At 43.9% G+C, this 23,721-nt stretch carries 19 protein-coding genes and 1 pseudogene; 16 read left to right on the top strand and 4 right to left on the bottom strand.

Annotated elements, in window-relative coordinates:
• Positions 1 to 12: 12 nt before the first annotated feature.
• The 6 genes from PAV_RS04720 (at position 13) to PAV_RS04695 (ending at position 8,047) form a co-directional block, all read left to right on the top strand.
• A complete protein-coding gene (locus tag PAV_RS04720; protein ID WP_005543967.1) occupies positions 13 to 726 on the top strand; it encodes a protein rep in 714 nt (237 codons plus the stop codon).
• A 1,038-nt stretch (positions 727 to 1,764) separates the two neighbouring features.
• The gene (tyrP, locus tag PAV_RS04715) at positions 1,765 to 3,177 is read left to right on the top strand and encodes a tyrosine-tyramine antiporter (protein WP_040734960.1); all 1,413 of its coding nucleotides are present in this window, start codon (positions 1,765 to 1,767) and stop codon (positions 3,175 to 3,177) included.
• Between the two features lie 77 nt (positions 3,178 to 3,254).
• Positions 3,255 to 5,126, top strand: a complete 1,872-nt coding sequence (gene tdc, locus PAV_RS04710; RefSeq protein WP_005543962.1) for a tyrosine decarboxylase — start codon at positions 3,255 to 3,257, stop codon at positions 5,124 to 5,126.
• 76 nt (positions 5,127 to 5,202) lie between these two features.
• The gene (gene thiD / locus PAV_RS04705) at positions 5,203 to 6,030 is read left to right on the top strand and encodes a bifunctional hydroxymethylpyrimidine kinase/phosphomethylpyrimidine kinase (RefSeq protein WP_040734958.1); all 828 of its coding nucleotides are present in this window, start codon (positions 5,203 to 5,205) and stop codon (positions 6,028 to 6,030) included.
• 83 nt (positions 6,031 to 6,113) lie between these two features.
• A complete protein-coding gene (gene nhaC, locus PAV_RS04700) occupies positions 6,114 to 7,490 on the top strand; it encodes a Na+/H+ antiporter NhaC (RefSeq protein ID WP_005543959.1) in 1,377 nt (458 codons plus the stop codon).
• Between the two features lie 245 nt (positions 7,491 to 7,735).
• Positions 7,736 to 8,047 carry a YerC/YecD family TrpR-related protein gene (locus PAV_RS04695; protein WP_005543957.1) on the top strand — a complete coding sequence of 104 codons (312 nt, stop codon included), beginning with the start codon at positions 7,736 to 7,738 and terminating at the stop codon, positions 8,045 to 8,047.
• A gap of 227 nt (positions 8,048 to 8,274) precedes the next feature.
• On the opposite strand, the gene PAV_RS35890 is transcribed toward PAV_RS04695, so the two are convergent.
• Complete coding sequence (locus tag PAV_RS35890; protein ID WP_005543954.1) at positions 8,275 to 8,379, bottom strand: DUF6254 family protein; 105 nt, start codon at positions 8,377 to 8,379, stop codon at positions 8,275 to 8,277.
• A gap of 281 nt (positions 8,380 to 8,660) precedes the next feature.
• Between PAV_RS35890 and PAV_RS35885 the strand changes: the two genes are divergently transcribed.
• The 3 genes from PAV_RS35885 (at position 8,661) to PAV_RS04680 (ending at position 11,502) form a co-directional block, all read left to right on the top strand.
• Complete coding sequence (locus PAV_RS35885; protein ID WP_238555741.1) at positions 8,661 to 8,831, top strand: hypothetical protein; 171 nt, start codon at positions 8,661 to 8,663, stop codon at positions 8,829 to 8,831.
• Between the two features lie 56 nt (positions 8,832 to 8,887).
• Positions 8,888 to 10,348, top strand: coding sequence for an alpha/beta hydrolase family protein (locus PAV_RS04685; protein WP_005543950.1), 1,461 nt, complete (start codon positions 8,888 to 8,890; stop codon positions 10,346 to 10,348).
• Between the two features lie 134 nt (positions 10,349 to 10,482).
• Positions 10,483 to 11,502 carry an alpha/beta hydrolase gene (locus PAV_RS04680; RefSeq protein ID WP_005543948.1) on the top strand — a complete coding sequence of 340 codons (1,020 nt, stop codon included), beginning with the start codon at positions 10,483 to 10,485 and terminating at the stop codon, positions 11,500 to 11,502.
• A 62-nt stretch (positions 11,503 to 11,564) separates the two neighbouring features.
• Here PAV_RS04680 and PAV_RS04675 read toward each other — a convergent pair whose 3' ends face one another.
• Positions 11,565 to 13,313, bottom strand: a complete 1,749-nt coding sequence (locus tag PAV_RS04675) for an ABC transporter substrate-binding protein (protein ID WP_268598196.1) — start codon at positions 13,311 to 13,313, stop codon at positions 11,565 to 11,567.
• A 116-nt stretch (positions 13,314 to 13,429) separates the two neighbouring features.
• Here PAV_RS04675 and PAV_RS04670 point away from each other — a divergent pair, with 116 nt between their 5' ends.
• Both PAV_RS04670 and PAV_RS04665 read left to right on the top strand, forming a co-directional pair.
• The gene (locus PAV_RS04670; RefSeq protein WP_005543945.1) at positions 13,430 to 13,969 is read left to right on the top strand and encodes a GNAT family N-acetyltransferase; all 540 of its coding nucleotides are present in this window, start codon (positions 13,430 to 13,432) and stop codon (positions 13,967 to 13,969) included.
• Between the two features lie 142 nt (positions 13,970 to 14,111).
• Positions 14,112 to 15,923, top strand: coding sequence for a flavocytochrome c (locus PAV_RS04665; protein WP_005543944.1), 1,812 nt, complete (start codon positions 14,112 to 14,114; stop codon positions 15,921 to 15,923).
• Between the two features lie 72 nt (positions 15,924 to 15,995).
• Here the strand turns inward: PAV_RS04665 and PAV_RS04660 are convergent, their stop codons facing one another.
• Both PAV_RS04660 and PAV_RS04655 read right to left on the bottom strand, forming a co-directional pair.
• Entirely contained in the window at positions 15,996 to 16,733 is a 738-nt protein-coding gene (locus PAV_RS04660; RefSeq protein ID WP_005543942.1) for a GntR family transcriptional regulator, read from the bottom strand.
• 43 nt (positions 16,734 to 16,776) lie between these two features.
• Positions 16,777 to 17,838, bottom strand: coding sequence for an oxidoreductase (locus PAV_RS04655; RefSeq protein WP_005543940.1), 1,062 nt, complete (start codon positions 17,836 to 17,838; stop codon positions 16,777 to 16,779).
• A gap of 322 nt (positions 17,839 to 18,160) precedes the next feature.
• Here PAV_RS04655 and PAV_RS04650 point away from each other — a divergent pair, with 322 nt between their 5' ends.
• From PAV_RS04650 to PAV_RS04630, 5 genes and pseudogenes are all read left to right on the top strand, one after another.
• Positions 18,161 to 19,021 (top strand): MurR/RpiR family transcriptional regulator, encoded by an 861-nt coding sequence (locus PAV_RS04650; RefSeq protein ID WP_005543938.1) that lies wholly within the window; start codon positions 18,161 to 18,163, stop codon positions 19,019 to 19,021.
• A 194-nt stretch (positions 19,022 to 19,215) separates the two neighbouring features.
• Entirely contained in the window at positions 19,216 to 20,130 is a 915-nt protein-coding gene (gene murQ, locus PAV_RS04645; protein WP_005543936.1) for an N-acetylmuramic acid 6-phosphate etherase, read from the top strand.
• A 38-nt stretch (positions 20,131 to 20,168) separates the two neighbouring features.
• Positions 20,169 to 21,594: pseudogene (locus PAV_RS04640) on the top strand (ABC transporter substrate-binding protein).
• Between the two features lie 90 nt (positions 21,595 to 21,684).
• Complete coding sequence (locus tag PAV_RS04635; RefSeq protein WP_005543935.1) at positions 21,685 to 22,587, top strand: carbohydrate ABC transporter permease; 903 nt, start codon at positions 21,685 to 21,687, stop codon at positions 22,585 to 22,587.
• Positions 22,588 to 22,607: 20 nt separating this feature from the next.
• Positions 22,608 to 23,468, top strand: a complete 861-nt coding sequence (locus PAV_RS04630) for a carbohydrate ABC transporter permease (RefSeq protein ID WP_005543934.1) — start codon at positions 22,608 to 22,610, stop codon at positions 23,466 to 23,468.
• Positions 23,469 to 23,721 lie beyond the last annotated feature (253 nt).

Raw genomic sequence — 23,721 nt, 5'->3', positions numbered from 1 at the left:
CGGGATAACCAAATGCCAGAATCATGGAAAAAAACGCTTCAAAGCGCTTATGTAAATCATCGCATTATAACAGCTGTTAATCGAGAAAAGCAGGTTAACTGGCTCATCGTCGAGCTTGGACTTGCTGATGTGGCTAGCGAACGGATAAATAAAGAGTTAGATCGGATGTTAATTGGATTCAATCGCTTGTGCAAGTACAAGAGTGTGAAGCAAGCATCGCTTGGTTACTTTCGTATGTTGGATATCGTGAGCGGGGAGAATGTATGCCATCCCACAATTCACATTTTGCTGCCAACGATTAAGAGTTACTTTCAAGGCAGATATTATATTAAGGCCGAGTCGTGGCTTGCCTTGTGGTGCAAGGCAATGGATATGGATTCTACGGATAATGTGACTGTGAACGTGAAGGTCGTAAGTGCGAAGGGAGAGCAACAGACGGTTATTCGTAAGATGGATCAAGGATTAAGCAGGCTGGTAGAGGATACAGGTCGACGAAGACAAATTCAGAACGAATCAAGTATCCATCTCGCATCGCGTCGGCTTATCGGGTATAGCAGAATGATGAAGGAATATATGGAAAGGCTGAATCCTGCTGTCGTGGTCGATATAAATCAGTATGATACAGAAGATACGATTGCGAATGCTGTATTTGAAATAATGCTCGATTGGTACCCAGGAATACGACATGAAAATGAGCGCATTCATCCATTCATAAACGGAATTTGAACGAGAATAGCAAAATGAGAAGAAGCAATTAGATAGAAGGATCGGATTTGAAATTTATCCGATTCTTTTTTTGTTCTATGGAGCATGTAACTGTTTAATAAAAACTGGATGTAGAGGGGGAACATTCAAATCAAGCTTTGCGCAACGAGCGTTTTTTTGAAAAAACAAAAGAAAGAGATAAACAATCGAAAAGTTAGCTATGATTTATTTCACAACTAAAATATGACGATTGTCATATCAAACAAAGATTAGAGTTTATTTTAACGCATAGATCAGTCTATTTTTCAATGAAGGATTACCAAATTAAACCTGTCCGTATGTCTTCCAAATGATTCAATTGTTTCAATGGAAATTGATAAATATTTGAAATGGAGAAGGGATTATCAATTTCTGAGAGATTCACCATTCTCTATCATCCATGTAAGCTTATCCTCCATGATGTATAAGTATTCCCTTTCGATTTTTCCTCAATCGCGATTTGCCATTCCAGATTTGTCCTCAATTGCGTTCAACCTTACGGAATAAGAACAAGTTCCGCAACGCATGATAGTGATATCGCATGGTAGGCAACCAGCCCCTAGGTGTGATCTCATTTCATCATGGAAAGGATGTGGGGCCAATCACAAAAGATAGATAGTAGAATTGATGAAAAAGGAATCATATAAAAATACCGCAAAACGCATTTATATTCATGAATTCACCCTGAAAATGCTTTTATCTATAGAAGCGCAAAACCTTTAAAGCCTTCATCGAATTGCTGGAAAAAGCTTTAAAGTATCTGTTAACAAGATTTTGGAAAATGACGAAAAAACCTTATGTGACAAGGTGTTGAATCGAATTGACAGAACAAAAAATGAGGCGTATACTGACGGTGCAAGTTAATCGATTAACAAAACTATATAAATAATTCCATATGATCAAGGGGTGAGCTCGAAGCGTTTCAATTGATTTCCTATAGTTTCAATTCATACCTTATTCATTGATTTGAATAATTTAGGAAGATTGAAAAGGTTAGACAACTGAGAGAAAGAAGGATAGATCTATGGCCAATTCAAAAAATTGACGCTGTTCGGGTTGATTGGTATCACGATGGCGTTCTTTGGTACTGTTCGTAGTGTGCCGACACTTGCCGCCACAGGCTGGACTCAAATCTTTTATATGTTGGTTGCAGCCGTATTATTCGCCTTGCCAATCGCGTTGATGTCAGCCGAGCTGTCAACAGGGTTCCCTGAAGAGGGCGGGCCGCAAGTATGGGTTAAAAATGCGTTAGGCGAGAAATGGGGCTTCGTTACCTCATGGCTCTTATGGGTACAAATGTTCTTCGGGATGGTAATGGTCGCATCCACAGTAGGTGTTCTATTCGGATACGTTATTAATGTTCCCGATTTATCATCAAACAATTACTTCATATTCGCAGTTATCCTAATTTCATATTGGGGCGTAACATTATTGAACTTAAAGTTCGATATGGTCAAAATTGCCGGTAACTGGGGCGCGATTATCGGGGTATATATCCCATTCGTTATCCTCGTTATCCTTGGCGTAGCGTATATGATGAAAAACGGCATTCGTCCTGAAGGATATTTGAGCAATTTCAAAGCAAGCGACTTGCTGCCGAATCTAAGTGATTTGGGAAGCTTGGCATTCTTGTCTGGTATCATCTTTATCTTCGCAGGTGTAGAGATTTCTTCTGTTCATGCGAATAACATTGAAAATCCGAAACGCAACTATCCGATCGCGGTAATCGCTTCCGTTATCCTGCTCGTTATTTTCAACCTGATTGCAGGTCTTACAGTAGCGAACGGTGTTCCAATGGGTAAAATGGAGCTTGCGAACATTACGCAGCCTTACCTGATCTTCTGTGAAGACTTAGGTATTCCATCCATCTTCGTTAATATTATTTCGGCCATGATTCTTATCGGTGTACTCGTTCAGTTGAGCGCATGGGTACTTGGACCAAGTAAATCGATGATCAAGGTTGCAGAGGATGGTAACTTGCCTCCATTCTTCCAAAAGAGAAATAGTAAAGGCATTCCGATTTCGTTCGTATTGATTCAAGCGATTGTCATCTCGTTAGTTTCCGTTCTTTATATTGTAGTACCAGATGTTAACAGTGCATTCTTGATTATCACGATTACAACAACAATTCTCTATTGTATCGTATACGCATTGATTGCAATGTCGGCAGTTCGTCTTCGTTACAAAATGCCGGAAGTCGAAAGACCTTTCCGACTTGGCAGCAAAGGCAATGGCTTGATGTGGTTCGTATCCTTGTTGGCCTTGCTTAGTGTAGGCATTACATTGGTTGTCAGCTTGATTCCGCCATCTGTCCTGGATCCAAGCCAAGCAACGGGTTACATCATTTATCAAGTTAGTGCAACTATCGTTATGGTGGGTATTGCCCTTATCATATATAAATTCAAGAAGCCAAGCTGGAAAAAAAGTGAATAATTTCACAGTTTGAACCTTCAGCAATCATTTTCAGTAATTCATTTATTCGATTTCATACACATCGGGAGGAATAGAACATGAACTATCAAATTCCGGAAGTTAACTTGAAAGCATTGTTCCTTGGCTCTAAAGGCGAGAACGTTAATCTTTTCAAAGAAGTATTGAATAAAATTGTGGACGAGCATGTTGGCTGGAGACAAAACTATCAACCGCAAGATTTGCCAGTCATCTCTCCTTTCGATAAAAGCTCTCAAAGCTTCCAAGATACTGCAGATCATATGCGCAGCGTATTCGACCAATTGTCTTCTAAGCTTCGTTCCGAATCGTTGCCATGGCATACAGCAGGTCGCTTCTGGGGTCATATGAACTCCGAAACATTGATGCCAGCGATTATCGCTTATACAGCAGCAATGCTGTGGAACGGTAACAACGTAGCCTATGAATCTTCTCCAGGTACATCCCAAATGGAAGAAGAAGTGGGACATCAATTGTGCAAAATGATGAGCTATCGCGAAGGACAAAGCTGGGGACACATCTGTGCTGACGGTTCCATCGCGAACTTGGAAGGTCTCTGGTATGCACGTAACATCAAATCTTTGCCGCTTGCTATTAAAGAAGTCGCACCTGAGCATGTAGAAGGCAAATCCGAATGGGAATTGCTCAACATGCCTACGCAAGAAATTATGGACATCTTGGACAAAGTTCAAGATAAATTGGACGATATCAAAGCAAAATCCGCACGCAGCGGCCGTTATTTGAACAAGCTTGGTAAATGGTTGATTCCACAAACAAAACACTATTCCTGGCTGAAAGCAGCCGACATTATCGGTATCGGCTTGGATGCAGTTGAAGCAATCGATGTAGACAGCACTTATCACATGGATATTGAGAAGCTGGAAACACGCATTCGTCAACTGGCAGCAGAAAATACGCCAGTCCTTGGGGTTGTTGGCGTAGTCGGAAGTACAGAAGAAGGTCAAATCGACCATATTCATAAAATGGTTGCTCTTCGCGAAAAATTGGCGAAAGAAGGCATCTACTTCTATATCCACGTTGATGCAGCTTACGGCGGATATGCACGTTCTATCTTCTTGGATGAAAATGATCAATTCATCGAATACAACAAAATCGATGAAGTATTCAAGAAACACAATGTCTTCACAGATATGAACTTGAAGAACGAATGGCTTACAGAAGACGTTTATGAAGCATTCAAGGCAATGAGCAAAGTTGAATCCATTACAATTGACCCGCACAAAATGGGCTATATCCCATATTCTGCAGGTGCAATCGTTATTCAAGATATCAGAATGCGCGACGCGATTTCTTACTTCGCAACCTATGTATTCGAGAAGGGTGCAGACATCCCAGCATTGCTTGGTGCGTACATTCTCGAAGGTTCCAAAGCTGGTGCTACAGCAGCGGCTGTATGGACAGCGCACAAAGTATTGCCGCTTAACGTAACAGGATTTGGTAAGTTGATGGGCGCAAGCATCGAAGGTGCTTACCGCTTCTACAACTTCTTGAAGGACAGAACATTCAACGTGAATGGCAAAGTGATTAAACTTCATCCGTTGACTAAACCAGACTTCAACATGGTTGACTATGTATTTAACGAAGAAGGCAACACAGATTTGGAGAAAATGAACAAATTGAACCATGACTTCTTCGACTATGCTTCCTATGTGAAGGGCGGATTGTACAGCAACGAATTCATCACTTCGCATACAGACTTCGCAATTCCTGACTATGGCAATAGCCCATTGGAATTCGTCAACAGTCTTGGATTCAGCAGAGAAGAATGGGATCGTGTTGAAAAAGTTACAATCCTTCGTGCTTGTGCCTTGTCTCCATATGCTCATGACAAAGACGTATTTGAAGAATATGCGCTTAAGATTGAGAAAGCGATTCAAGACAAGCTTGAAAAAATCTACATGTACGAAATGTAAGATTCAAATTTATAAAATGGGATGCGTAACAATCTTAGGTTGTTGCGCATTCCTCTTTATCCAAGGGGTGCCGGATATGACAAACATCAAAAAGGTATTAACGGTTGCAGGTTCGGACTCTAGCGGCGGCGCTGGATTACAAGCGGATCTTAAGACTTTTGAAGAATACGGAACATTTGGCTTCTCAGCTATTACATCCATTGTAACCATGGATCCAGATAAGAACTGGCATCACGCTGTATATCCCATCGATCCAGAACTGGTGCGCGACCAGATTAAAACCGTACTCTCTGGGGGCAAACTAGATGCGATGAAAACAGGCATGCTCGGCTCGATTCCCGTAATCGAGTTGCTTAGAGAAGTTATTGATCAACACGATATCGCGAATGTCGTCATTGACCCTGTTATGGTGTGCAAAGGCGAAAACGAAGTTGTGCAGCCGGAAAACGGCCAAGCCATTCGAGAGCTTTTACTACCTAGAGCAACGGTTGTGACGCCGAATTTGTTCGAAGCGGGACAATTGGCAGGCATGCGCAAGGTAAGTACCTTGGACGACATGAAGGAAGCCGCGCATAAGATCTTCGAACTTGGGGCAAAACACGTTGTAATTAAAGGCGGCAAGGCGTTAGAAGATCAGAAAGCAATTGATTTGCTGTTCGATGGTAAAGATTTCACGCTTTATGAGGCGGATAAACTGGCAGCAAACCATAATCATGGGGCAGGCTGTACGTTTGCAGCAGCGATAGCGGCTGGTTTAGCCAAAGGTATGCTGGTCAAGGACGCTGTAGCAGCAGCCAAGCAATTTGTTACAGAGGGGATTCGAGGCGGATTTGCCTTCAACCAGTATGTAGGCCCTGTATGGCATGGTGCGTACAATAAGGCTGAACAACGCATGAATCGCTAAGACAGCATGGTATATGTCCAATCTATAGACCCCATTTGCGAGCGCAGCATTGCAATAGATGGTCATGAAGGAGTTCGGCTTATATGAAAAAGGAAGAGGTTACACTGAAAGAAAGCTTATTTCTTTTAGTTGTTTTATTAGCCATTATAGGATTTTGCATTATCGGCTTAAGCATGGATCCACAAATTCCGATATTATTCTCCTTGGGAATTATTATCGTCTTCGCTAAAATAAAGGGCATATCTTGGGATCGCGTTCATAAAGGAATTTCGAACGGTATTACGCCCGGATTAATCCCTATTCTCATCTTTATGCTAATTGGAGCCTTAATCAGCGTGTGGATTGCAGCAGGAACAATTCCAACGATTATGGTTTATGGCTTTGGCATCTTGTCCGCTAAATATTTTTTGCCTTCTGTTTTTATCATTTGTGCAGTCGTTGGCATTACAGTAGGGAGCTCCTTCACTACGATCTCGACTGTAGGTATTGCCTTCTTCGGAATGGGGCAGATTATGGGATACCATCCCGCCATTACGACTGGGGCAATCATTTCAGGTGCATTCTTGGGAAACAACGTCTCGCCTTTATCAGATACAACGAACCTGTCCTCGGCTATTGGTGAGGTTGACTTGTTCGAACATATCCGTTATATGCTGCGGGTTGTCATTCCCGCCTTTCTGATTTCACTTTTATTCTTTGGAATTGTAGGTCACGCGAAGGTGCTGACGACAGGCGAACAAATTAATGAACTTGTTCAAACCTTAAATTCGTCATTTACTGTTTCTGCTTGGACCCTAATACCAGTGTTAGTACTTTTTCTATGTGCCTGGCGGAAAATTCCGGCCATTCCGACTTTGCTCCTAAGCATTGTCTTTACAATTGGAATTCTGTTCATTTATCATCCAGAGACAAGCTTGGCTAGTTTGTCTAAGCTTATGCAGGATGGTTATGTAGCGAACACAGGCGTTGAGAGTGTGGACAAGCTATTGTCTCGCGGCGGTATTCAAAGCATGATGTGGTCTGTTTCACTTATTCTGCTTGCCTTGTCTTTAGGTGGATTATTAGTGGAAATGAACATCATTAAAACAATTATTTCTCGTATTTCTTCCTTTGTCAGCACAAAAGGAAAGCTCATTCTAATGACAGCAGTTAGCTCCATGGGGATTAACCTGCTGCTTGGGGAGCAATATTTGTCCATTATTTTACCAGGTGAAGCGTTCAAGTCACAATATGATGCGATCAATGTCCAGCGCAAGGAAATGACAAGAATCCTCGCAAATGGAGGAGCGGCCTTTAATGCGCTTATTCCTTGGGGGGTTAGCGGAGTATTTATTACGGGGACGCTCGGCGTATCTACACTTGAATACTTACCATTTGCAATATTCTGTATTGCAGCACCACTGCTCAATATTCTTTATGGTTTCTTGAGAAAGTCTAAACAAGCGTCTAAAACGCTCTAATCGAAAAGTCGAAGAGAAAAAGTTGGTGTGCAGCCAGCTTTTTTTCTGCGATAGAGCACATCGCTTCTGTGAAATGCGTGGAATTAATTACTAATGAAAATCAATGCTATAATATGTTATACCTATTTCAGAATATCTGGAGAAAAAAATCACAAAACTGGATTCTGTCACATGAAAATGACCTTCTAATCCCACCTTCACACACGATGAGATTGGAATCAGCCATGACTCAAGGAGGTTAACATATGTTAATAGAAGAACTGCAAGGCAAATCATTAGATGAATTTTTCAAAGGAATTCTGTCTTTAGAGACAATTGAGGAATGCTATGCTTTCTTTGATGATTTGTGTACAGTGAATGAGATCAAGACGATGGTTCAACGCTTTCAGGTTGCCAAGATGCTGTACAACCATAACACTTACAGTGAGATTGAAGCAGAAGCAAACGCAAGCACAGCTACCATTTCCCGTGTTAAGCGTTCTTTGAATCACGGCAACCATAGCTATGAATTGATGTTCGCCCGGATGAAGGAACAAGCGGACAAAGGTTCAAAATAAGCTTACCAATCATCATTTCTTACGAATATATGTATCTTCGTACTAGGAAAACCTCTCCATACAGGCTTGCGCACCTTGAAGGTTCAACTTTCACATCAATTACTTTTAGTTACATGTAAAGCAACTTCCATGCCCAACAACCAATTAGGGGAGAAGGAGGGGGAGACTTAGCTTCGCTCAGTCATATGAGTAAGCGGATTGCTCTAGTCACCCCCAACCAATGCATGCTACTCCTCAACGAGCTCCTTGAATGACTTCACCTTGCCATGCGCATGCGGAGTTTGCTTGCGAATTTTATCGGCGTTTTCCCGGCGATGTTTCGGAATGGACATGAATGATAGCCTCCTCCTGAGATTAGCCAATCAGGCATCATAAGATCATGGCTAGATAGATACAAGCATCTGTCTAGCCAGCAGCATTCGATTTGAATGTGAACCGAATGTGTCATTAATATGAGCTGTATTGACAGCGGCTATCCCCGCCAATGTTAGGTGGTGAACGCATGTGGATTGTTTTGACAGAGGAATAAGTTGTATGATATTCTTTATTTAGATGTTTATCTAAATATCTAATGTTGAATGATCTGTATTCCAAGGGTCGGGGGATGATTCAGGTGAATAAATCAGCATGGAAATGGATGATGGCAGCATGCTTGCTGCTTGGAAGTGCCGTGCCTACTGCATTTGCAGAAGAGATGAAGCATGAAGCAGCAGTGTCTGAGAAGAAGGATGGGGCTATTATGGTTCCGCTTCGTCAAGCAGCGAATGCAATTGGTGCTATTTAAAATGGGATCAGGGTACAAAAGAAACAACGGTTGCCTTTTCAGATCGAGTATGGATAGTGCGCAGTGGAAGTGTTGAATCTACGGTGAACGGGCAATCTTGGAAGCTGTCAGCGGCACCTAAATTGGAGCAGGGAATGTTGCTTGTTCCTTTGGACAGTATGCGCGAAGCGCTGCAAATTCAAGCAGAATGGATGAATGGGGAGATGCAAGCAGACAAATCGGATTGGAAGACGCTTGCTTCCCAATTCGTTATGCAGTTTGCTGCAGCCGCGGATCATCCAGAAGCGGCAGAACAGATTCAATCACACCTTACTCCCGCGCTTCAACAGGCAGGACAGGTTCATCCAATTGGCATGTTCGCTAAACAAGTCACAACCATGCTCGGAAAGCCAACCCAAATGATTCAAGCCTTGCAAAGCGAAAATGAAGTGCATCGCAATGTTACTATCTCATTCAAGACTGATAAGGGTGCGGTATTATCCGTGGTGCTTCGTTATGCCAAGGATGGTTTGGTGGATGATATGTACTTCAACTTCACGCCGCAAGGTCAATATCAAGCCCCGTCCTACGAGGATAAGAACGCGTATCGGGAAGAGTCGATTGTAATTGGAGAAGGGCAATTCAAGCTGCCAGGCACATTAACCTTGCCTGTATCGGGTGAAGGCAGCTATCCAGTACTTGTGCTCGTTCATGGATCGGGTGCGAATGATCGCGATGAGTGGATCGGCGGAACCAAAATGTTCCGTGACTTGTCCGTTGGCCTTGCCAAACAAGGAATTGCAACGATTCGGTATGAGAAGCGGACACGCGAATACCCGTATCAGTCGAGTGCGATTCCGCGTTTTACAGTGAAGGAAGAGTCGACAGATGATGCCCTGCATGCGGTTGCATGGGCAGCCCAAGATAAGCGGCTAAACAAGCAGCAAATATTTGTGCTTGGCCATAGTCAAGGCGGGATGCTCGTACCTAGAATTCTTGCTCAGGATACGGCGAAGTCGATTCGAGGGGCTGTTATTGCAGCAGGCCCTTCAGGTCCGCTTGAAGATCTTATGTTGACACAATTCGAAGGACAAGTGGCTCGTGCGAAGGAAGCAAAGCTGCCTGAACAATCGATTGCCCAACTGGAAGCGCAAGTAGCGGCTTGGAAACAGTCGCTTCAAATCATTAAAAATAAAGAATACACAGTAGACAACTACCCGGCGAATTTGCCTCTGGGGACGCCTTCCTGGTGGTTTGATTTCCGTGACTATTACGGCGGGAAAATTGCAAAAAATCAACAGGTTCCAATGTTGCTTATTCAAGGGGACAATGATGTTCAAGTAGGCAAGGAGCATTTGGACGGCTGGAAGAAGGCGCTAGCGGCTCGCACCAATGTAGCGTATAAGCTATATCCAAAGCTGAACCATGTTTTTGTACCGTATGATAAGCCCTCTACGGGAGAAGAATATATGCTGCCGGGCAATGTGCCGCTTGAGGTTATCAATGACCTGTCGAAATGGATAAAATCTCAATCCTAATGTAATGTTCATTACACACGCATTTAGTATTGATTATTATGAACAAGAGTGCACTGTCTGATTCAAGGCGGTGCGCTCTTTGTACGTTGTACGTCATTCTGGATAAATGATGTACACAGAGGAGGATTTACAGCATGAGGCGTACGAAAAAACCACGAAAATTTATAATCAGTATTTTTATTACCTTCGTTCTCCTTATTTTTATTCCCTACATATTGGTGAACAGCACACCCTCATTAACCGCCCTATTCGTGAGAAAGTTATTTGAAACCCCAATTGCAACCCAGCCTGAAGGGTATGAATCGTTCAGCAGCCAAGTGCAGGCGCAGCGTGATTTGACTTATCCATCGAAGTATAAGGATAACCGATTCGATATATACTTGCCGAAAATGTCCGAAAGAACGAAATCATACCCGACCATTATCTGGGTGCATGGTGGCGCGTATGTGGGAGGGGATAAGAAGGATCTTGCGATTTTCTCCACTATGTTAGCAAGTCATGGCTATGCGGTATTGACGATGAATTATGAGCGAGCGCCAGAAGCCAAATATCCTACGCCTATTTTGCAGCTGGATGAATTTTATCAATATGTAAAGGCAAATCCGGAGCATTTCCCGATTGATGCCAATCGGCTGTTCTTTGCCGGAGATTCGGCAGGAGCACAGATTGCCAGCAATTATACAGCCATTCAGACACACTCAGATTTGGCACGTCAAATGGGAATGGAGCAAGCAGTACCGCGAGATACTATAAAAGGAGTACTGCTGTATTGCGGCCCCTTTGATTTAGAGAAGTTTCACAGTGCGGAATACGCATTGCCCATTCAATTTTTCCTGAATCAAATCGCTTGGAGCTATATTGGAGAGAAGAAATGGCACGAAGTCGAGAAGGTGAAATTAGCCTCAGTCGTCAACTTTGTGACCAAGGATTATCCACCAGCCTTTATTACAGACGGGAACAAAAACTCGTTCGAGGAGCACGGAAAAGAGTTGGCTGCGCGGCTCGAAGCTGTAAATGTTCCCGTTCATACCCTATTCTTTGCTAAGAATGAAGCCATTACTGAGCATGAATATCAATTCAAGCTGGATACGGAGCCTGGAATGATGGCGTTGGAACAGAGCTTATCCTTTTTGAAACAATACGCAAGCAAATAAAAAACAGGAGACAGTACGAACGAATAAGACAGTGCGCACTGTGCTCCTGGTGTTTATTTTTACTATTTCACAACTTGTGGAGTCCATAATTTATATAAATCAGCAAATGCAAATGAATCATATTGAATATGCTGCAGCATAGGATGGATAGGATGCTCGTGCTGCGGGTGGTGCATGAACCCGATGCAGGCTTCGTCAACTAAGTATTGAACGATACAATCAATCCTTTTTTCCCTATCTTCTGTATTTTCATGCTGGAACAAAAATAACTGGGATTCAATCCATTCCAGTTGTTCAACACTCAAATAACGACGGAAAGCCAATGCCTCACTGCGGAAAGCAGCCAGCACCGAAAGATGCGGATCAAGCGAAGAGACCTCACCGGACAGGATGATATCCATGTCTTGATCGTTTGTCGGATTATGGACATCGTCGAAAGAGTAGGGGTGAAGTTCGATATAAATCCCGATACAAAGCGCCCTTTGTTGAATCCATGCTGCTTCCTCCCATGCTTCTGGGACATCCAGCATATATAACCGCAGCTTTTCGCCGTTATAGGAGCTGTCGGTAAGCCAACTTTTTGCTCTAGCCAGACTTTTCCTGATCAGAGTACTTTTCCACGGGAAAAAATGAGAGGCAGGGAAAAGCTCAGTTCGATCTAGCTCCTTCCACATAGCCTCCATGTCCAGCAATTCGATCAATGCTAATCGCAACATTCGATCCCGCATGATAGGGGAGTGCTTCGCATTGAAAATAGCAAACCGATATCCGAGCTCCGCGGTACGATCATTTGCTGGATTGAACTGAACTGTTCCAGTGCTCGGAATGTCATATTGGATAAGATGAGCCCGTTCCGGCGGCATTTGCCAACAATGAATCTCGTCCATATAAGCGCGCTCGCGAAAATACGGATCAAATGCATGCAGCACAATTCGATTTTGCTGGCTGGATACGATTCGATAAGGTCCAGTGCCAATAAACAGCCTATCCGCAGTCGCACTATCCTCTGGGAGGATAATCATCGGCGTTGACGCTAGATAGCGTCCGAACAAAGGATTCGAGCGTTGAAGCACAATGCGAACCATAAGTGGCGAAGGACAATCTATGGATGCGATATCCTGGACTAGCCAGCGATTGGGACAGGCTAGATGCATGAGCCGTTCCATGCTAAACTTGACATCCCGACTTGTCAAAGCGCGATGGTGATGGAACCATACCTGCTTGCGCAAATAGATCGTCCATGTATGCCTTTGCTCATCAACCTCCCATCCAATAGCCAAATGAGGCACAAGCTCATTCTGATCTGCATCAAAACGGAGCAGCGTATCTCCGATTAACGAGGCAAGCATTGAATCATAGGTGATTGATACGAACGCAGGATCAAGATTTGTTACTGGATAGGTTGTAATGGCATGTAACACATCTTTGTCTGCCGTTGCAGGTCGCAGCCCTAACTGCTCTTGAATAGGCTTTTGCAAATCACCGATCCACTGCCTTGGAAAAGGAAGCTGGAGGACATGAAGTAGTTGTTCCATGTCTTGATGCTGAAGGCTGTGCTGGATGGAATCAAGCAAATCATCATAAAAATCCGTAACAAAGCATATCTCGGATTGATTTCCCCTGCCTCGTCCAGGAGTATAAGTACAGTAATGCTCAGAAACTAGCTTATGCAGCTTTCGCTTGGCATTTTTGCGGCTGCAATGCCATACATGTTCCAGTTCTTGCAACCGCAGCGCTGCGGTACGGTTACGTTCACGCTCGTAGAGATAAGCGCGTAATGACAAATAATCCAATTGAAGCAATTCGCTCACCTCACTCTAAAAGGGGACATGTAAGCAAGGATTATACCCTTTTTTCCTCTTTTTGCAAGACTGATAATAGGGATAAGGCAATTATCTACTAAGAGGAAATGGGAGGAGACGTTCCTATGTTCACAACGCAAAGAATCCGATTGCGCAAAATGACAGAGCAGGATGTACAGGTGTATCATAGCTGGAGAAACGATGCAAGGGTGATGGAGACCACAAATCCATGCATGGATTTATATACCCCTGAGGATACCGATGCATTCGTTCGCAGCGTTATCCTCGGATCAGCGAATTCGAAATCATACATCATTGCTGATGCAGACACTGAAAAGCCCATCGGAATTATGTCACTTATTTCAATCGACTGCAAAAATCGCAATGCAGAGCTCATTATCGATATCGGAGAACCGGATTATTGGGGGAAAGGATACGGACAGGAAGCATTGCAGATTTTACTGCAATATGCCTTCTACGAGTTGAATTTGCATCGGCTATCCTTACGAGTGTTCGGTTTTAACGAAAGAGCGATTAAGCTGTACACGAAAATAGGTTTCAAGCAAGAGGGGATCGGGAAAGAAGCCCTATTCCGCAATGGAGCTTGGCACGATGTTATTCATATGGGACTGCTGCAATCGGAATACACAGTAAAATTTACATAGAAAGTGAAAAATATAACTATTCATTTGGTGAAAGTGATAACTTTCACTTTTAAAAATCAAAGTATATGCTACCATTATCCATGTACGGTACATCTTTCGCATGCGCAGCGAACCAGTATACACAGACGAGGGGTATCACAACATGAAGAGCATTCGCAAGGCTGGAACCTGGCTGCTGATTTTATGTCTTATCGCAATGGTAGCAGCTTGTGGTAATGGGAATGGAAGCAAGGGAGCGCAAGGCTCGGATGCGGCATCTCAGCAAGAACAGCAGGGCAAGACCATTACATCTGTCGGGGAAGGTGATGGGAAGCACGGTGCGATTAAGGTAGAAGTAACTTTTGAAAATAATGAAATCAAAGATATTAAGGTACTCGAACAGAAAGAGAATGAAGTTCTGGCCGAACCTGTATATAAACAGCTTAAAGAAAATATGATCAGCACCAATACGGCTGAAGTAGATGCGATCAGCGGCTCCAGTATGACAAGCCATGGTTTCATTGATGCAGTTAAAGATGCCGTATCCAAGGCAGGACTTACGCTAATTGCGAAGAAAGCCGATTCCTCCAATAAATCCGAGGAGCCTGCTGAACAAACCTATGACATCGTCGTAGTTGGTGCAGGCGGAGCGGGATTCAGTGCGGCCATCGAAGCGAAGAAGGCTGGTGCTTCCGTCGTCCTGTTGGAAAAGATGCCTACAGTAGGCGGCAACACGCTAATTTCCGGCGGGGAAATGAATGCAGCGAACACATGGGTTCAACAGAAACTTGGCATTAAAGATGATGTCGAATTGTTCATTAAAGATACATTGAAAGGCGGCGACAACGTCGGCGATCCAGAGATGGTGCGCACGATGGCTGAGAATGCTACCCAAGCAGCCGAATGGCTGAAGGATGAGATCAAGGTTGAATTTTTGCCGGATCACCTCTTCCAATTTGGTGGGCACTCGGTAAAGCGAGCGCTTATACCACAGGGACATACAGGAGCAGAACTGATTACGAAGCTGAAGAAGCACTTAGACGGAGCAGGCATTCCGTTGAAAACGAATACAAAGGCAGATAAACTGTTGACCGATGCATCCGGCAAGGTGATTGGCGTCGAAGCAACGGGTGAGAACGGCAGCAAGCTGACGTTCCATGCGAACAAGGGCGTTATTATTGCATCCGGGGGCTTTGGCTCCAATGTAGAAATGCGTAAGCAGTACAATCCAGAGTATGATGAGAAATACATGACAACAGACGCCCCAGGTTCTACGGGTGACGGTATTGTAATGGCACAAGCTGCAGGGGCGGCACTGACCAATATGGCGAGCATTCAAACGTATCCAATTTGCAATCCGAAGACCGGTGTAATTTCACTGGTAGCGGACAGCCGTTTCGATGGCGCAATCCTTGTGAATCAAAGCGGCAAACGTTTTGTAGAAGAGCTTGAACGTCGCGACGTTATTTCCAAAGCAATTTTGGCGCAAGAGGGAAAATACGCTTACCAGTTGTGGAATGAAGATATTGCGAATATTAGCAAGACTCATGAGGTACACAAGGACGAGTATGATATGCTTGTAAAAGAAGGCGTATTGTATAAAGCAGATACATTGGAAGAAGCTGCGAAGTTCTTCAATATCGATCCGGCTGCATTGAAGGCGACGATTGAACGTGTCAATGGCTTCGCGAAGGCGGGCGATGACAAGGACTTCCATCATCGTGCAGGTTTGAAGGATATGAGTAAAGGCCCTTATTATATTGAAAAAGCAGTTCCATCCGTTCACCATACGATGGGCGGTGTTGTCATTAACAAGACGACCCAAGTATTGAATGAGAAGGGACAGCCGATTCCAGGCTTGTTCGCTGCTGGTGAAGTAACTGGCGTCATCCACGGCAAGAACCGTCTCGGCGGCAACGCAGTAGCGGATGCCATTACGTTCGGTCGTATTGCAGGACAACAGTCTGTGAAGTAGCTGTAATAGATGAACACAAAAAAGGAAGCACTTCTCATTTACCAAAATAGGTGGAGAGTCGTGCTTCCTTTTTTATGACTCTTTATAATTCTTTGCGGTAATGACGGTTTCAAATTCAAAGGTTTCCGGCAGATGGTCGGCGTAAGAGTACTCAAAGGTGCGTCCGTCAGTCAGGTAGGCTACCTGTTCGACTCGCATCAGGTAGTCCTGATCCGTTACGTCCAGAAACTGCTTTTCCCTATCATCTGGACGAATTCCCTTGACTCGTACAATCGATGTTCCCACTTGAAGACCAAGCTTATTTTGAATGTGCGAGTATATCGACTGCTCTAATACCGTAACATCAACACCAGGTATGACCGAAATGGGCATCCATGTATGCTCCATTATCGTCGGGATACCGTGAATAATACGGAGGCGGATGATTTTATAGATAAAATCGCCGGCTGCAATCCCCAATTTTCTGGCCATAGTTTCGTCCGCGCCGATAATCGCGAATTCGATGATCTTGCTTTCTACCTCACTGCCGTACACAGCTTTGGTACCGATTAAGGTCTGAATCATTCGCGCCTTTTCCTGCTGATGCCAGTCTTGAACCACCGTTCCGCTGCCGCGCCGGCGGATGATGTAGCCATCACGAACCAGCAGATCCAGTGCCTTTTTGATGGTAAGAGACGCAACGCCGAATTTTTCAGCAAGGATTGGGCTGCTTGGGATTTTTTCGTTGATTTTATACTCGCCGTCTAAAATCTGCTGTTTGATTTTTTGGTAAATGGCGAGATATTTTACTTGAGTTGACCCGCTTGCCATTTCCCTGCCTCCTTTGAGCTGGACTTCCTTTCTTAACTGCCCTCTAGTAGTTCACATGTAGAGCCTCAAGCTTGTAAACGGAAGGTGATGGTGCAGCAAATCCGTTTTCCAAGATTTCAATATTCGTTATCGCTTCTTCGTCTGTTACAAGTTTTGAAGCGCCATTTACGATAGTTTCATACGCTGCATCATAGAAACGGCCGTAATCGCCAAGTGGAGTTTTGATTTGTTTTTCAATCCAGTCACCGTTTGCGTTGCGGTATTTAGCAATACCATAGTACATCGGCGAATCTTCACCAAAGCCTGCACTTTCAGGCATAATGCCTGCTTTCAGATCATTTTCCTGCTGATCTTCACCGTATTTGATGAATGAGCCGTTTGTTCCGTGAACGATAAAGCGCGGATAATCTTTTGCTACAACATGGTTGGTTTTAAGTTTAATTTTTAATTGATATCCGTAATGAAGATCAACATCGAAATAGTTATCAACCGCACCTTCCACTTCATTATTGCGAATATCGTAGGTCACCGTATCCGGACGGCCAAATAGTGAAATCAAGCGATCCATCATATGAATCCCTAAACCGTAGAATGAACCTTCTTCTTTCGAACCTTCACGGCTGATTGAACCAGGACGGAAGTAATCAATATGCGATTCAACTTCAAGTATGTCACCAAGGAAACCTTGTTCAATAACCTGCTTCACAGCTAAGAAATCACCATCGAAGCGGCGGTTTTGGTAAGGCATAACGACCACACCTTTTTCGTGGCCTAAAGCTAGTAATTCTTTCGCATGTTCAACTGTATCGCAAAATGGTTTTTCAACGATAACTGATTTTCCAGCAAGTATCACTTTTTTCGCCAATTCGTAGTGCGTATGTGCAGGCGTACAGATCGTCACTAATTGGATTTCATTGTCGTTCAATAATTCGTCCAAATCAGTGGTGAAATTAACCCCCTTTTTCCGATATGGAGCAGCTAATGCTTCGTTCACGTGCCGAGCAAAAATTGTTTTTACCTTTATATGCTCACGCGTGTTCACGTAAGGTAAGTGATAACGGTTGGCTGATTTACCAAACCCGATAAAGCCCATTGTTAATGTCATGTTGTGTAACTTCCTTTTCGTAAATATTATTTATGTTTATTATATATATATATTTATAAAAGTATATAGTTTTGTTTTTGAAATTATATAAATAAGGTAAACCTAATTATTTTGGTTACTTAAAACGATATAAATGGTGAACAAGGCAATGGATGAAAAAGGCTACCTTTTTTGAAACCTTTACCTGTATAAATTTCGGAAATTTTACAATTGTGCGATGAAAGTCATTGCATTCTGGTTGGATGCAAGCTAGAATAAAATATAATACCAAAATGATAGATTTATTTTGAAATAAAATTTCCGAATAAGTAGGGATAGACATATGTCGATACATGATAATATTTTAATCAAAATCCGTGATATGAAGGATAGCCTTACACCAGTAGAACGAATCGTGGCTGAGTATGTACTCGCCAACCTAGAAGAAATACCGCATTTGTCGATCAAGAACTTGGCTCAGCTGACGAAGACGAGTGATGCTTCCGTGCTCCGTTTCTGCAAAACGATGGGGTACTCGGGCTACCGCAGCTTTATTGTCAGCATCTCCGCATCGATTGGATCGATGGATGATGAACAAAAGGATCAGTATACGGACATTCAACCAGGGGATGATTTAGATACGATCATCTCGAATATTTCGCGCAACAATAGTAAATCCATCGAGGATACGCTTTGCGTAATTGATCGGAAAGAAATCGCCCGTGCCGTGCAGGTGCTGCGCGAGAGCAATCGGGTTGTGTTCTTCGGTATTGGCGCATCAGGACTTGTCGCAATCGACGGCGAGCAGAAGTTTTCGCGCATCAACAAAATGTGCCATGCTTATACAGACGGGCACAGCCAATTAACAGCGGCTACACTGCTTGATAAGGGCGATGTTGCGATTTTTGTCTCGAATTCAGGCGATACGATCGAGATCTTGGATACCTTAGAGATTGCCAAGAAAAATGGCGCCTGCGTTATCGCAATAACCAAGTATACGAAGAGTGAGCTGGCAGAGAACGCCGATATCGTGTTGAGCATCTCAACACCCGAGGTAACGATTCGCAGCGGTGCGATGGGATCGCGGATCGCCATGCTGACGGTAATCGATATTCTCTTTGCGGGAGTAGCAAGTGCGGAATATAAGAATGTGAAGAAATATTTGACGAAAACACATAATATATTGGCCAGCAAACATCGTTGATGCAGCATCAGGATGTAATGACAGACATCGGAAGGGGATAACCGCCGGTGTCTTTTTTTGTTGAAAAACAAAAATAAAACACCAATAATTTATTTTATAATAAAATTTTATTTCAAAAACTGTTGACCATGATGAAAATTAGGTCTAAGATGGGTGTATAAGAAAGTTATACAAAACAGGATAGGAGGATGGCTATGGATGAGTATCTGGCGGGTCTAACGACAGAAGAAATCAATCCAGAGACATTGGTGATAGACGAGTGCACAACCGATCAGATGCTGCGCCTGATGAATGAGCAGGATTCGAAAGTTCCGCAAGCGGTTGCAGCAGAGATTCCGCAAATTGCGAAAGCGGTTGACACCCTGCACCATGCGCTCAAAAATGGCGGTAAAATGTTCTATGTCGGGGCTGGATCTTCCGGCAGAATCGGCGTCCTCGACGCTTCAGAATGTCCACCCACTTTCGGAACTGACCCTTCGTTAGTGCAAGGACATATCGCTGGGGGAGACACTGCACTGAGATGGGCCGTTGAAGGCTGCGAGGATGATGCAGAGGAGGGAATGGCGTTAATTGAGAGATGCGGCGTGACGGACAAGGATGTGGTTATTGGCATCACAGCGAGCGGAAGCGCACAATTCGTCATAGCGGCCCTAAGAAAGGCGCGCGAACTTGGAGCGGCGACAATTGGCGTTGTGAATAATAAGCAATCCAAGCTAGAGAGCGTCTGCGATGTATGCATCTCACCTGTTGTAGGACCGGAAGTCATTATGGGATCGACAAGATTGAAAGCGGGTACAGCCCAGAAGTTGGTGCTGAATATGCTGACAACTTGCACGATGGTTAAACTCGGTAAGACTTTTAATAACTTGATGGTGGATCTTAAAGCGAGTAATATCAAGTTGCGTGATCGTTCTGTTCGGATTATCCAAGCGGCTACAGGGGTTGATGCGAAGACAGCGACCAGCTATTTAGAAAGCGCTTCCATGAGCTGTAAGCTTGCCATCATGATGATTAAGACAGGACTTGACGCTGCTGAAGCGGAACGGGCATTAGAGCAAAGTGAAGGCAGCTTAAAAAAAGCAATTGGCACGTTTACAAAAGCGGTATAGAAATCATTCATTCGATATCCTTGAGGGGGGCTTTATCAATGAGAAAAAGAATGCGTGTATTGGCGTCCATCTGTGCTTTTACCTTGGCAATTTCCCTACTGTCGGCATGCGGAAGTTCCAATGATGCAAAATCGGGAGAACAGGCGAATGGAGGCAAGGGCGGCAAAGACACAATTACAGCTTTGCTTCCGCCAGTATCCGGTAAGTTCCAAGACAACTTCAAGCAAATGGAGAAGGAGTTTAGCGAGTTGTATCCTGATCTGACGCTGAAGATTGAGCCAGCAAGCTGGGAAGATGTGACGCAAAAGCTCGATACACAAGTCAATGCGGGCAGCCCGCCGGATATTGCATTCATCGGCTCTGCCGGTATTCCAAAATATATCCAGCAAGGAATGATGATGGATATTAAGGATGTAGCAACGCCTGAAATGATCGCGGATTATGATAAGGTTCCGCTTGAATACATGAAGAACGGAGACGGACTCTATGGCTTCCCGGCATATATGGAGGTTCACGCATTGGGCGGCAACAGAGAGTTCTTGGAGAAAGCCGGAATCGACTGGAAGAAAGTTCAGCAAGAGGGCTGGACGTTTGATGAATTCCGCGAAGCTGTGAAGAAAGGTGTCGTAAAAGAAGGCGACAAGACTTCCCGCTATGGCTTCGTATTCGCTACGGCTGGCGTAGCTTCAAAGGACTACTTGGGGATTCTGGTTAAGAATGCAGGCATGCCTGATCCGTTCGATAAAGATTTGAAGTATGCATACACAAGCAAGAACTTCTTGGAAGTACTGAAGGATATTCGCACGCTCATTGATGACGGCTCTATGCCGAAAGAGCTCAGCTCTGTAGACGCAGGTAAGCGCTGGAACATGTTCCTGACAGGGCAAACCATGATTACAGGTAAAGGTCTTGCAACTTTCGAAAATAACGCGAACGAAAACAACGAAAAATTGCAAAAAAGATGGCAGTGAAGTAAAAGGCAGTATTCCGGTTCAATATACCGTTCTGCCAGTTCCAACCTTCTTAGGGCAGAAGCAGCAATCTACTGTCGCGGTGGATGGTTATGTAACCTTCCGTGGAAAAAATGAGCCAACGCCTGAGCATAAAGCGAACGTAGTAAAAGCTGCATACTTCCTTGCAAGCGGTAAAGTTGCAGCGACAACGAATAATGATCTCTTTGCAGCGCACATTACACAATCGGCAAGAAAAGAAGCAGAAAAGATGCCAATCAAGAGAGACGAGTTCAATGAAAAGGCTGTACAAACATTGCTTAGCCATGCAGCGCCTGCACGTCCAGACATCCCAACAGACCTGGGTGCAAAAGCGATTAAAATGGAAACGGAAGTCATTGTGCCTAAGCTTCAAGCGTTGATTGCCAATGAAATTACACCTGAGCAAATGTATGATGCTGTGAAATCAGCAGCCATTTCAACATTTGGTGAAGACGGCATTGTGAAGGACTAAGAATGTAGTCAGCTTCGGATCGCTGCATGGATCAACATACGGCGATCCGAAAATGTTTATGACATTGCGTATTGAAAGGGGTTTCGCATTATGGCCCAATTAGCTAAGCCGTTGAAAAGACGGAAAATTAGAGGGGATTCCGGTTGGGGATATGCGTTTATCGCGGTAGCATTGGTTGTATTTGCAGTCTTTACCGCATATCCGGTCGTAAGTGCCTTTATCATCAGTTTTCAGGATTATAAACCGCTTGGATCTACATGGATAGGATTCGATAACTATATTTCTTCCTTTAAAGATCCGCTCTTTTGGAAGTCTATCAAGAATACGGTTGTATATACGATACTCACCGTTCCTGTTGCATTGATGATCTCGTTTGCGGTCGCCATTCTCATCTTGCCGCTTAGCAAGAAGCTGCAAACGACGTTCAAGGCCGTTTACTATTTGCCGGCAGTTGCATCAGGCGTTGCCATGTCCGTTGTATGGCTGTGGATCTTCGATCCGATGGAAACCGGTATTATGAACCAGCTCCTAGGCCTGTTCGGCATCAGCAATTTGAACTGGCTCGGCTCAAGCTCGACTTCGATGTTCTCTTTGGTTTTGATGTCCTGGCTGGCAAGCCACGGTACAAGCATCATTATTTATTTGGCAGCATTGCTCGGTATTGATGATAGCTATTATGAAGCAGCAGCGCTGGACGGGGCTTCCTTCCTGCAGAAGCTGTGGTACATTGTCATTCCTTGTTTGAAGCCAACAACCTTGTTCTTGTTGGTAACTGGCGTTATCGGCTCTTTCCAAGTATTCCAGAACGCTTATCTGATGACAGGCGGCGGCCCGGACAACTCGACAACAATGGTCGGATTGCTCATCTTTGACAACGCATTCAAATATTTTGAATTCGGTAAAGCTGCGGCACAATCTCTCGTGTTGGCTGCAATCATTGCTGTCATCTCATTCATGCAATTTAAATTTATGGGTAAAGACGTGGAGTATTAAGGAAAGGGGAGAAGCCAACGATGTCACTCTACAATCCGCATAATGGAAAACCGGCGGCTAAACATACGAGAAACGCTGCCATCATATTCATACTTTTGTTATTTGCTTTGGCCACGATCTTCCCTATTTATTTTATGATTATTTCTTCCTTCGGGGATCCCGTCGAAGCAGGGGCGATGAGCTACTCGCTCTTCCCATCTAAAATATCTTTTGAATCGTATAAGTTTTTCTTCGATTACAGTGAATACTCACTGCGCTGGTTATTGAACTCATTATTTGTAGCGGCTGTTGTTACAGTTTCGAACGTGTTCTTTGCAAGTATGGCCGGCTATGCCTTCTCTAAAATTAAGTTCAAGGGCAGAACCGCATTGTTTACATTGCTTCTCGTTGCGATGATGATTCCGTATCAGGTAACACAAGTGCCGTTGTACATCTTGATCGTTAATATTTTTCAAATCCAAAACACGTACAGCGCTTTGATTTTGCCTGGTCTCGTTACTGTATATAATATTTTCCTTTCGAAGCAGTTCATGAGCAGCATTCCGAATGAAGTATTGGAATGTGCGAAGATCGAAGGCTGCAATCAGTTTCAAGTGTACTTCAAAATTATTCTGCCGCTGTCTAAGACTGTACTCGCGGTAATGGCGATTCTTACATTTATGGATAGCTGGAATACGTTCTTCTGGCCATTCTTGGTTACGAATACAATGGATATGCAGACGATTCAGGTAGGCCTTAAAAACTTCAGATTTGCCAACACGACATACTTTGCGCCGATGATGGCAGGTGCTACAATCTCAGCGCTGCCTATGTTTATTCTCTTCTTCAGCTTGCAGAAGTACTTCCTGCAAGGGGTAACCGTAGGTGCGGTGAAAGGCTAATAAAGAGGAATTTCAAAAAGGTCGCCTTTGATCACGAGGGTGTATGGAAAGTAATTCGGCATCGAATCGTGCACTCACTCTCGAATAGTGTCTGCTTTCGAAGGATGTTTCCTTCGGAAACATCTTAGCTGCTCATGTAGTCTCGCCTACACTGCGCTGCTCCTTACAAGTTTTTCTTAGCAAAACTCACTTCGGAAGCATTAGCTTCGAGTTCCTGACAATCTTCTCGGTGCTGAAAACCGACCTTTTTGAA

Source organism: Paenibacillus alvei DSM 29, assembly GCF_000293805.1.
GTDB lineage: Bacteria > Bacillota > Bacilli > Paenibacillales > Paenibacillaceae > Paenibacillus_B > Paenibacillus_B alvei.
This window is presented reverse-complemented; position numbering and strand designations above follow the sequence as displayed.

Bases quoted from the DNA above. Each gene is read 5' to 3' on its own strand.
- PAV_RS04720 (WP_005543967.1), top strand. From the start codon at position 13: ATGCCAGAATCATGGAAAAAAACGCTTCAAAGCGCTTATGTAAATCAT.
- tdc (WP_005543962.1), top strand. From the start codon at position 3,255: ATGAACTATCAAATTCCGGAAGTTAACTTGAAAGCATTGTTCCTTGGC.
- thiD (WP_040734958.1), top strand. From the start codon at position 5,203: ATGACAAACATCAAAAAGGTATTAACGGTTGCAGGTTCGGACTCTAGC.
- nhaC (WP_005543959.1), top strand. From the start codon at position 6,114: ATGAAAAAGGAAGAGGTTACACTGAAAGAAAGCTTATTTCTTTTAGTT.
- PAV_RS04695 (WP_005543957.1), top strand. From the start codon at position 7,736: ATGTTAATAGAAGAACTGCAAGGCAAATCATTAGATGAATTTTTCAAA.
- PAV_RS35890 (WP_005543954.1), bottom strand. From the start codon at position 8,379: ATGTCCATTCCGAAACATCGCCGGGAAAACGCCGATAAAATTCGCAAG.
- PAV_RS04680 (WP_005543948.1), top strand. From the start codon at position 10,483: ATGAGGCGTACGAAAAAACCACGAAAATTTATAATCAGTATTTTTATT.
- PAV_RS04670 (WP_005543945.1), top strand. From the start codon at position 13,430: ATGTTCACAACGCAAAGAATCCGATTGCGCAAAATGACAGAGCAGGAT.
- PAV_RS04665 (WP_005543944.1), top strand. From the start codon at position 14,112: ATGAAGAGCATTCGCAAGGCTGGAACCTGGCTGCTGATTTTATGTCTT.
- PAV_RS04660 (WP_005543942.1), bottom strand. From the start codon at position 16,733: ATGGCAAGCGGGTCAACTCAAGTAAAATATCTCGCCATTTACCAAAAA.
- PAV_RS04655 (WP_005543940.1), bottom strand. From the start codon at position 17,838: ATGACATTAACAATGGGCTTTATCGGGTTTGGTAAATCAGCCAACCGT.
- PAV_RS04650 (WP_005543938.1), top strand. From the start codon at position 18,161: ATGTCGATACATGATAATATTTTAATCAAAATCCGTGATATGAAGGAT.
- murQ (WP_005543936.1), top strand. From the start codon at position 19,216: ATGGATGAGTATCTGGCGGGTCTAACGACAGAAGAAATCAATCCAGAG.
- PAV_RS04635 (WP_005543935.1), top strand. From the start codon at position 21,685: ATGGCCCAATTAGCTAAGCCGTTGAAAAGACGGAAAATTAGAGGGGAT.
- PAV_RS04630 (WP_005543934.1), top strand. From the start codon at position 22,608: ATGTCACTCTACAATCCGCATAATGGAAAACCGGCGGCTAAACATACG.